An 8,837-nucleotide genomic window follows, 5' to 3' on the forward strand; every position below is an offset into this window, starting at 1 on the left:
GGGCCGGGGCACTACCGTCACGACATGACCTCTTCCTCCTCCCCCGGGACCCGGCGTCGGCGACCGCGCGTGATCATCATCGGAGCCGGATTCGGTGGCCTCGGCGCCGCCTACGAGCTCACCCGTGACGGCCTGGCCGAGGTGACGATCCTGGAGAAGGCCGACGACGTCGGAGGGGTGTGGCGGGACAACACCTACCCCGGAGCGGCCTGCGACGTCCCGTCGAACCTCTACTCGTACTCCTTCCACCGCAGGACGGACTGGGGCCGTCGCTACGCCGAGCAACCCGACATCCTGTCCTACATCCGGGAGACCGCCGACAGGTACGGCCTGCGCGAACTCGTGCGCACCGGCATCGAGGTGACCTCCGCGGAGTTCGACGAGGACAGCGCCACGTGGACGGTACACAGCGCCTCCGGCGAGTCGTTCGAGGCCGAGGTGCTCGTGCCCGCGGTGGGTCAGTTGTCCCGTCCGGCCTACCCGGACATCCCCGGGTCGGAGACGTTCGCCGGCCCGTCGTTCCACTCGGCCGAGTGGCGGCACGACGTCGATCTGACCGGTAAGCGGGTCGCGGTACTCGGCACCGGGGCCTCGGCCATCCAGTTCGTCCCCCGCATCCGCGAGGTGGCCGCGCACGTGACCGTCTACCAACGCTCCGCGCCGTGGGTGGTGCCCAAACCGGACCGCGCCTACACGGACGCCCACCGGGCGGCGTTCGACCGAGTCCCCGGCCTCATGACCGCGATGCGCGGCACCATCTGGGAGACGACGGAGCTCATCGGCCTGGCACTGACCTCCGCGCGGCCGCTCGCCAGGATCCTCAGCGGGCTCGCCCGCGCCAACCTGCGGCTCACCGTCCGCGACCCCCGGTTGCGCGAGGCCCTCACCCCGACGGAACCGATCGGGTGCAAGCGGATGCTGTTCAGCAACCAGTGGTACCCCGCACTCGCCAAGCCGAACGTCGACGTGGTGACCGACACCGTCGCCGAGGTCGTCCCCGAGGGGATCGTCACCGCGGACGGACGGGTGCGACCCGTCGATGTCGTGGTGTACGGCACGGGTTTCCAGGCCACCGACTTCCTGGCACCGATCACCGTACGTGGCCGCGGCGGTCAGGACCTGCACGAGCAGTGGCGAGAGGGTTCGCGCGCGTATCTCGGGATGGCCGTGCCGGGCTTCCCCAACATGTTCGTGATCTACGGGCCCAACACCAATCTCGGGAGCAGCTCGATCATCCTCATGATCGAACAGCAGGCCAGGTACATCCGCCAGGTGGTCGAGGAACTGGCCCGGACGGATCGGACGGTGGCCGTGGACGTCCGTCGCGAGGTGCACGAGGCCTACGACGACGAGATCATGCGCCGCCTCGGTGAGTCGGTGTGGAGCGGCTGCGACTCCTGGTACAAGGCGGACTCAGGCCGGATCACGACGAACTGGCCGGGACTGGTGCACGAGTACCAGCGCCGCACCCGGACCGCGGACCCTGCCGACTTCGAGACGATCGCCCCCCGTCGCGCAACGGAGCCGTCGAGCATCTGACCGATCATCCGGCCGTGCGGCTCCGGCACGGTGGCCGTCCCCGTGTCCCCGCGTCTCCGTGTCCGCGCGGTCAGCGACCTAGTGCCTGCGACAGCGCGGCGGCCATCTCCGCGCGCGGCGCCGGGTGCCCGGTGAACAGCTCCACCTGACCGAAGGCCTGGTGGAGCAACATCACGTCGCCACCGACCACGGGGATGCCCGCGGCCAGGGCTGCTGCCCCGGCCGCGGTGGGCCAGGGGTCGTAGAGGACGTCGAACACCCGTCGGGCGCCGGCGACCAGGTCCGTGAGCTCCCGCACGCCGGGTTCGGGGACGGTGTTGACCAGAACATCGGCCCGCGTGATCTCCCCGATCAGTTCCGGGTCGGTGAGTCCCATGGTGCGGACCCCGAGCCCGAGGGCCCGTCCGCAGTCGGCCGCCGGCCCGGCGTTGTCGCGCCTCGAGGCCAGGACCACCTGCGTGGCGCCGGCCTCGGCGAGCCCGGCGAGAACCGGTCTGGCGGTTCCCCCCACGCCCAGGACGACTGCCGTCGGATGGTCCGGGAGGTCTCCGAAGGCGGCGAGCGCCCCGGCCACCCCGTCCACATCGGTGCAGTCGGCGAACCAGCCGCCCGCCCGCCGGACGAGTGTGTTGGCGCTGCCGACGATGCGGGCGCGTTCACTCACCTCGTCGGCGTGGGCGAGGGCGGCGAACTTGCCGGGCATCGTGACCGAATAACCGATGCGGTCGGCGGGCGACGAGTCGACCACAGACGGCAGTCGTTCGGCGTCGCAGTCGATGCGCTCGTAGGTCCAGTCGTCGAGGCCGAGCGCCCGGTACGCGGCACCGTGCAGGACCGGGGACAGCGAGTGGTCCACCGGGTGCCCCAGGACGGCCGCCGAGCGCGGTGCGCCCGTGGGATCAGCGACCACTGGCGAGGACCCCGTTGGCGATGGCCTCGCTCTGATAGCGCTCGTGTTCCGGGTATTCGTCCGCGAATCTGGTGGTGCCCTCCATGTCGACCGTGACGAAGTACTTCCACTGCCCGTCGGCAGGGTTCTCCATCGCGCGCAGTGCGTCGAGACCCGGTGAACCGATCGGCCCGTAGGGCAGTCCGTCCATCGCGTAGGTGTTCCACGGGGTCACCTCGGCCCGGTCGGCGTCGGTGGTGGCGATCTCCTGGTCGGCGAGAGCGTAGTTGACCGTGGAGTCGAACTGGAGACGCATGGGCTCGGCGAGGCGGTTGAGGATGACCCGCGCGACCTTGTCGAAGTCCTGGAGCTTGCCCTCCTTCTCCACCAGAGACGCGGCGGTGACCACCTCGTAGGGGGTGAGACCGATACGGTCGGCGGCCGGGACGAGTCCGGTCTCGTCGTAGGAGGCGGTCGAGGCGTCGATGAGCTGACGCAGGATCTCGACGGGCTCGGACTGCGGGTTGATGTTGTGGACCCCCGGGGCGATCAACCCCTCGAGGCGACGGACCGGGTCCGGGGCGCCCCGTACCTCGTTGATGGCCCACTCGGGGACCGCGAGTTCCGCCGGGTCGGCCTGCACGGCCGCGTCGACGATCTCCTGGGGCTGCCGACACATCGGGGCGGCCTCGGGCTCGTCCAGATCGCGGAGGCACGTGGCGTCGGCGATCAGGGTGTAGATGCCCTTCTCCCTGCCGCCGCCCACCACGACCGTGTCGAGCAGCCGGCCGCCCGGTTTGACCTCGATGAACCCGACGCGGTTCTGCGGGTCCGCCAGTGCGTCCACGGCGGCGGCCGCGCTCATCTCCTGCCGGACCTGGTAGTAGCCGGGCTGGATGCCCTCCACGGTCGTTCCCGCCGCCGCTCCGGTGAAGGCGCGGGTACTGGCCACGGTGCCGATGTCGTAGAGGCGGTCCCCGACGACCCCCAGGGTGTCCCCCGGTTCCACGTGCAGCAGCGCGTTCCCGCTGCCCTGTCCGTCGAAGTCCGGCGCCGCCGCGACCTCGGTGTTCTGGTTGCGGTAGACCATCACGCCGAAGGCGAGGATCACCCCGATCACGGCCGCCAGGAGGATGAACCTCGTGGTGGCTCCTGTACGCGAGCGTCCTCGTGCCGCAGACATCGTGCTCCTCGGTCATGGTGTCAGGGGAGCTGTCACGCGGACAGCATCGTGCTCGTCGGCCAGTTTATCCAGGCGGGCAGGCCGAGGGGCCGCTCATCGGCGGGCGTGCCGCGAGTCGATCCAGGCCTGGAGCAGGACCACGGCGGCCGCCTGGTCGATCACGTCGCGCTGTTTCCGCGTGTTGCGGCCGGCGCCGTGCAGTGCCGAACTCGCGGTCACCGTCGTCAGCCTCTCGTCGACGAGGTCCACCGGCAGGTCCGGCGCCCCGACCGTCAGGGCGGTGGCGAACGAGCGGGCCATCGCGGTGGACGCGGTCTCCCGGCCCTTGAGCGAGGTGGGCAGCCCGACCACCACTCCCACGGCGTCGTACTCCTCGACGAGCTCGGCGAGACGCCGGAGCTCGCTGGCCCACCCGGGGTCGCCGTCGGTGACCTTGATGGTCTCGACGGGGGTGGCGAGGATCCCGTCGGGGTCACAGGAGGCCACACCGATGCGGGCGGTGCCCACATCCAGTCCGAGCCGACGGCCGCGGGTCCATCCGCCGCCGGACGTGGCGGGCCCGGCTGGCCCGGCTGGCCCGGCTGGCCCGGCCGCGGCGCCCGGGGCGTCGGTCATCCGGCGTCCCGGACGGCGTCGCGCAGCGCCGACACCGCGGTGTCGATCCCGGCCGGGTCGGATCCGGCACCCTGCGCCATGTCCGGTTTGCCGCCGCCGCGGGCACCGAGCGCGGGCGCGATGGCCTTGACGAGATCGCCGGCCTTGAGTCCGCGATCCTGCGCGGCGGGGCTGACGGCGATGACGAACGGGACCTTGTCCTGCGCCGGGGCGGTGAGGAACACGACCCCGGCGTCCGAGCCGAGCCGTCCCTTGAGATCGGAGGCGAGGGTGCGGAGGTCTCCCGCGGCGCCGCCGGGGGTGCTGTGCGCCAGGAACCGGATGCCACCGAGGTCCTCGGCCGAGTTCAGCAGGTCGCCGGCCTGGGCCGCGAGCTGGGAGGCCCGCAGGGATTCGAGCGCCTTCTCGGCCTCACGCAGTTTCGCGGTGAGGGCGGCCACGCGGTCGGGCAGCTCGTCGGTGGGCGCCTTGAGCGAGGCGGCCAGCCCGGACACGAGCGCCCGCTCGCGGGCCTGGTGGCGGTAGGCGTCCATGCCCACGTAGGCCTCGACACGCCGGATCCCGGAGCCGACGGACGCCTCCCCCAGCAGGCTGACGGGCCCGATCTGCGCGGAGCTGGACACGTGGGTCCCGCCGCACAGTTCCATGGAGAAGGGGCCACCGATCTCCACCACGCGGACCCGGGAGCCGTAGTTCTCGCCGAACAGGGCCATGGCGCCCATGCGCTTGGCCTCCTCGAGGGTGGTCTCCACGGTGTTGACCCCGTAGTCGGCGTCGACGGCGGTGTTGGTGACCTCCTCGACCTGCGCCAGGACGTCGGAGGGGATCGAGCCGGACCAGTTGAAGTCGAACCGCATGTAGCCGGGCTTGTTGAGCGAGCCGGCCTGGACGGCCTCCGGGCCGAGGATCTGCCGCAGTGCGGCGTGGACGAGGTGGGTGGCGGAGTGGCCCTGGGTGGCGCCCTTGCGCCACTCGGGGTCGACGGCGGAGGTGACGAGCTGACCGGCCTCGGCCTCGCCGCCGGTGAGGACGCCCTTGTGCACCCAGAGCTTCTTGCCGATCTTCTGGACGTCGTCGACCCGCATCTGGAAGCCGGCGGTGGAGATCATGCCGCGGTCGCCCAGCTGGCCGCCGGACTCGGCGTAGAACGGGGTGCGGTCGAGCAGGAACTCCACCGCGTCCCCCTCGCGGGCGACGTGGACGGCCTCGCCTCCGGAGACGATGCCCAGCAGCCGCGACTCGTCGGTCAGGTCGGTGAAGCCGGTGAAGACGGTCTCGCCGGCGTCGAGGAAGTCACGGTAGACGGACAGGTCGGCGTGGGCGTGCTTCTTGGCCCGGGAGTCGGCCTTGGCGCGGGCGCGCTGCTCGGACATGAGCGAGCGGAAGCCCTCCTCGTCCACCTGCAGCCCTGCCTCGGACGCCATCTCGAGGGTGAGGTCGATCGGGAAACCGTGCGTGTCGTGCAGGGCGAACGCCTGGCGGCCGGTGAGCACCGCGGCGCCCGACGACCGGGCGTCGGAGGCGGCGCGCTCGAACAGCTGCGTCCCGGACTCGAGGGTCTTGAGGAACGCGACCTCCTCGGCCACCGCGATCCGCTCGATCCGGTCGTACCCCGAGACGGTCTCGGGGAACGACGGACCGATCGCGTCGCGGACGGTGGCCATGAACTCGGCCATCGTCTCGCCGGTCGCCCCGAGCAGGCGCACGGAGCGGACGATGCGACGCAGTAGACGGCGCAGGATGTACCCGCGGCCCTCGTTGCCGGGGGTCACGCCGTCGGAGATGAGCATGTAGGCGGTGCGGGCATGGTCGGCGATCACGCGGAACCGCACGTCGGCGGCGCCGTCCGCACCGTACTTCGCGCCGGACAGTCGCTCGGCGGTCTCGATGACCGGGCGCAGCAGGTCCGTCTCGTACACGTTCTCCACGCCCTGGAGCAGGAACGCGACGCGCTCGACGCCCATGCCGGTGTCGATGTTCTGCTTGGGCAGCGGGCCGAGGATCTCGAAGGCGTCCTTGCCGGTGCCCTCCCCTCGCTCGTTCTGCATGAACACGAGGTTCCAGATCTCGATGTAGCGGTCCTCGTCGGCCTCGGGCCCGCCGTCGACGCCGTAGGCGGGCCCGCGGTCGTAGAAGATCTCCGAGCACGGTCCGCACGGGCCGGGCACGCCCATGGACCAGTAGTTGTCCGCCATACCGCGGCGTTGGATGCGCTCCTCGGGCACCCCGATCACGTCCCGCCAGATGCCGTGGGCCTCGTCGTCGTCGAGGTACACGGTGACCCACAGCAGCGCGGGGTCGATCCCGAACCCGTCGTCGTCGACCGACGTGGTCAGCAGGGACCACGCGTGCCGGATGGCGCCTTCCTTGAAGTAGTCGCCGAAGGAGAAGTTCCCGGCCATCTGGAAGAAGGTGTTGTGGCGGGTGGTGATGCCCACCTCCTCGATGTCGAGGGTGCGCACACACTTCTGGATGGAGGTCGCGGTGGCGTACGGCGGGGTCTCCTGGCCGAGGAAGTACGGCTTGAAGGGCACCATCCCGGCGTTGACGAACAGCAGGTTGGGATCGTCCAACACCAGAGACGCACTGGGGACCTCGGCGTGGCCGGCCCTGACGAAGTGCTCGAGGAAGCGGCGCCGGATCTCATGGGTCTGCACTGGGGGCCTCACTGGTCGTCTACTGGTGGTCTCGGGCGAGGTCCCAGCCTACCGTCGCGCCCGCGTGGGACCGGGAACGAGGTGGGCCGGGAGGACCTGACGACGACGACGAGGTGGGCGGCCGCGTGAACGCCTGCGGGCGCCCACCCGGCCGAACCGGCGGATGGGCGCCCGGTGCAGGGCGGGCCCTGCCTGATGGGAGGTCAGCGCGGCATCGGGGGCAGGACGATGCCGAAGTTGGCGGCGGTGATGAACGCCTCCCGGGGCAGGAGCCCCATGCTGTGTGCCCCCGTGCCCCAGACCCCGATCGAGGTCGCGACACTGACGAGCGTGGACAGGAGATAGGCCATGGTTTCCTCCAGGGTGAGCGGCGTGATTAGAGTGCCTGGTCGAGCACTTATTAACGATACTCACATATTTCTCAAGAACTGGCTACGTCTCTGTTCGTATGATCTTCCGGAGCTTGTCCACCCGCGCACCCAGGTCCCGCTCGTGCCCGTGGGGGCTCGGCTCGTAGTAGTCACGCCCCACCAGTTCGTCGGGCGGGTACTGCTGCGCCACGACCCCGGCGGGCGCGTTGTGGGCGTAGCGGTAGCCCACCCCGTTGCCGAGGCCCTTCGCCCCGGCGTAGTGGCCGTCCCGCAGATGCTTGGGTACCTCGCCCACCCCGCCCGCGCGGACATCGGCCATCGCGGCGTCGATCGCGGCGATGACCGCCTTGGACTTGGGGGCCGTGGCGAGGTGGATGGTGGCCTGCGCCAGCGCCAACCTGCACTCCGGCAGTCCGACCTTCTGCACGATCTCGGCGGCGGCGCCGGCGGCCAACAGCGCGGTGGGGTCGGCCATCCCGATGTCCTCACTGGCGTGGACCATGAGGCGCCGGGCGATGAACCGCGGGTCCTCCCCCGCGACCAGCATCCGGGCGAGGTAGTGCAGCGCGGCGTCCACGTCGGACCCACGGATGGACTTGATGAACGCGCTCGTGACGTCGTAGTGCTGGTCCCCGTCGCGGTCATAGCGCACCGGCGCGGCGTCCAGGCTCAGCTCCACGATCTCCGGGGTCACCACCCCGTCCTCCGCTGCCCCCGCCGCCGCCTCGAGGATCGTGAGGCTGCGCCTCGCGTCGCCCCCCGACAGTCTGACGATGTCCTCGACCGCCTCGTCCGTCAGCTCGACCTCGCCGGCCAGGCCCCGCTCCTCGGCCACCGCGCGCCTCAGCACGCCGGCCACACCACTGTCGTCCAGCCCCCGGAGCTCCGCGATGAGGGATCGGCTCAGCAACGGGGCGATCACGGAGAAGTGGGGGTTCTCCGTGGTCGCGGCGACCAGGAGGACGATGCCGTTCTCCACCGCGGCGAGCAGGGCGTCCTGCTGACTCTTGGAGAACCGGTGCACCTCGTCGATGAACAGGACCGTGCGCTGACCGTGCACCTGGCGGGTGCGGGCGTCGTCGATGACCGCGCGGACGTCCTTGACCCCCGCACTCAACGCGGACAGCGCCACGAAGTGCCGACCCGAGGTACTCGCGACGAGGTTCGCGAGCGTCGTCTTCCCGGTACCCGGCGGACCGTAGAGGATCAGCGAGGAGCCGCCGCGCCCCTCCACCAGCCGCCGCAGCGGGGAGTTGGGCCGCAGCAGGTGCTCCTGGCCGATCACCTCGTCGAGAGTCCGTGGCCGCATACGCACGGCCAGCGGTGCGGACGGGTCCACGTCCCCCGCCGCGGGCGAGGGGGGCGCGTGTCCGGCCGCGTCCCCGGCGGCGAACAACCCGGCATCTTCTGTCACGCCGACCAGGCTACCGGCGGGCCCGGACTCCGACCCCCGGGTGAACATTCGGCGTCCGATCACCGAAAGTGTGGGCAGCCCTCGTCGTCGTCGGGTTCCCTGGTGGGCAGGTATGCCACGTCCCCGGCGGGCACACCGCCCCGCCAGCCACCACCCGACCGTCAGGACC

General features: G+C 71.1%; 7 protein-coding genes. 1 reads left to right on the forward strand and 6 read right to left on the reverse strand.

All coding sequences use genetic code 11. The features are described 5' to 3' along the window. The first annotated feature begins 24 nt into the window (after positions 1 to 24). Positions 25 to 1,539 carry an NAD(P)/FAD-dependent oxidoreductase gene (locus J1M64_RS00890; protein WP_206472189.1) on the forward strand — a complete coding sequence of 505 codons (1,515 nt, stop codon included), beginning with the start codon at positions 25 to 27 and terminating at the stop codon, positions 1,537 to 1,539. A 70-nt stretch (positions 1,540 to 1,609) separates the two neighbouring features. On the opposite strand, the gene J1M64_RS00895 is transcribed toward J1M64_RS00890, so the two are convergent. The 6 genes from J1M64_RS00895 to J1M64_RS00920 all read right to left on the reverse strand — a co-directional run bounded on the left by J1M64_RS00895 (position 1,610) and on the right by J1M64_RS00920 (position 8,716). After that, entirely contained in the window at positions 1,610 to 2,449 is an 840-nt protein-coding gene (locus J1M64_RS00895; RefSeq protein WP_206472190.1) for a shikimate dehydrogenase, read from the reverse strand. Next, positions 2,439 to 3,611: an endolytic transglycosylase MltG gene (gene mltG / locus J1M64_RS00900; protein ID WP_154827545.1), complete on the reverse strand. Its 1,173-nt coding sequence runs from the start codon at positions 3,609 to 3,611 to the stop codon at positions 2,439 to 2,441. Before mltG ends, J1M64_RS00895 begins: the two co-directional genes overlap by 11 nt. A 93-nt stretch (positions 3,612 to 3,704) precedes the next feature. Beyond that, a complete protein-coding gene (gene ruvX / locus J1M64_RS00905; RefSeq protein ID WP_206472191.1) occupies positions 3,705 to 4,226 on the reverse strand; it encodes a Holliday junction resolvase RuvX in 522 nt (173 codons plus the stop codon). Then, entirely contained in the window at positions 4,223 to 6,883 is a 2,661-nt protein-coding gene (gene alaS / locus J1M64_RS00910) for an alanine--tRNA ligase (RefSeq protein WP_206472192.1), read from the reverse strand. The genes ruvX and alaS overlap by 4 nt, the downstream gene beginning before the upstream one ends. A gap of 203 nt (positions 6,884 to 7,086) precedes the next feature. Beyond that, on the reverse strand, positions 7,087 to 7,233 hold the full coding sequence (locus J1M64_RS00915; RefSeq protein ID WP_167457804.1) for a hypothetical protein: 147 nt from the start codon (positions 7,231 to 7,233) through the stop codon (positions 7,087 to 7,089). Positions 7,234 to 7,315: 82 nt separating this feature from the next. Beyond that, the gene (locus J1M64_RS00920) at positions 7,316 to 8,716 is read right to left on the reverse strand and encodes a replication-associated recombination protein A (RefSeq protein WP_206472193.1); all 1,401 of its coding nucleotides are present in this window, start codon (positions 8,714 to 8,716) and stop codon (positions 7,316 to 7,318) included. Between the last annotated feature and the right edge of the window lie 121 nt (positions 8,717 to 8,837).

This window comes from Dietzia sp. KRD202 (assembly GCF_017168155.1).
Classification (GTDB): domain Bacteria; phylum Actinomycetota; class Actinomycetes; order Mycobacteriales; family Mycobacteriaceae; genus Dietzia; species Dietzia kunjamensis.

Bases quoted from the DNA above. Each gene is read 5' to 3' on its own strand.
- J1M64_RS00890 (WP_206472189.1), top strand. From the start codon at position 25: ATGACCTCTTCCTCCTCCCCCGGGACCCGGCGTCGGCGACCGCGCGTG.
- mltG (WP_154827545.1), bottom strand. From the start codon at position 3,611: ATGTCTGCGGCACGAGGACGCTCGCGTACAGGAGCCACCACGAGGTTC.
- ruvX (WP_206472191.1), bottom strand. From the start codon at position 4,226: ATGACCGACGCCCCGGGCGCCGCGGCCGGGCCAGCCGGGCCAGCCGGG.
- J1M64_RS00915 (WP_167457804.1), bottom strand. From the start codon at position 7,233: ATGGCCTATCTCCTGTCCACGCTCGTCAGTGTCGCGACCTCGATCGGG.
- J1M64_RS00920 (WP_206472193.1), bottom strand. From the start codon at position 8,716: ATGTTCACCCGGGGGTCGGAGTCCGGGCCCGCCGGTAGCCTGGTCGGC.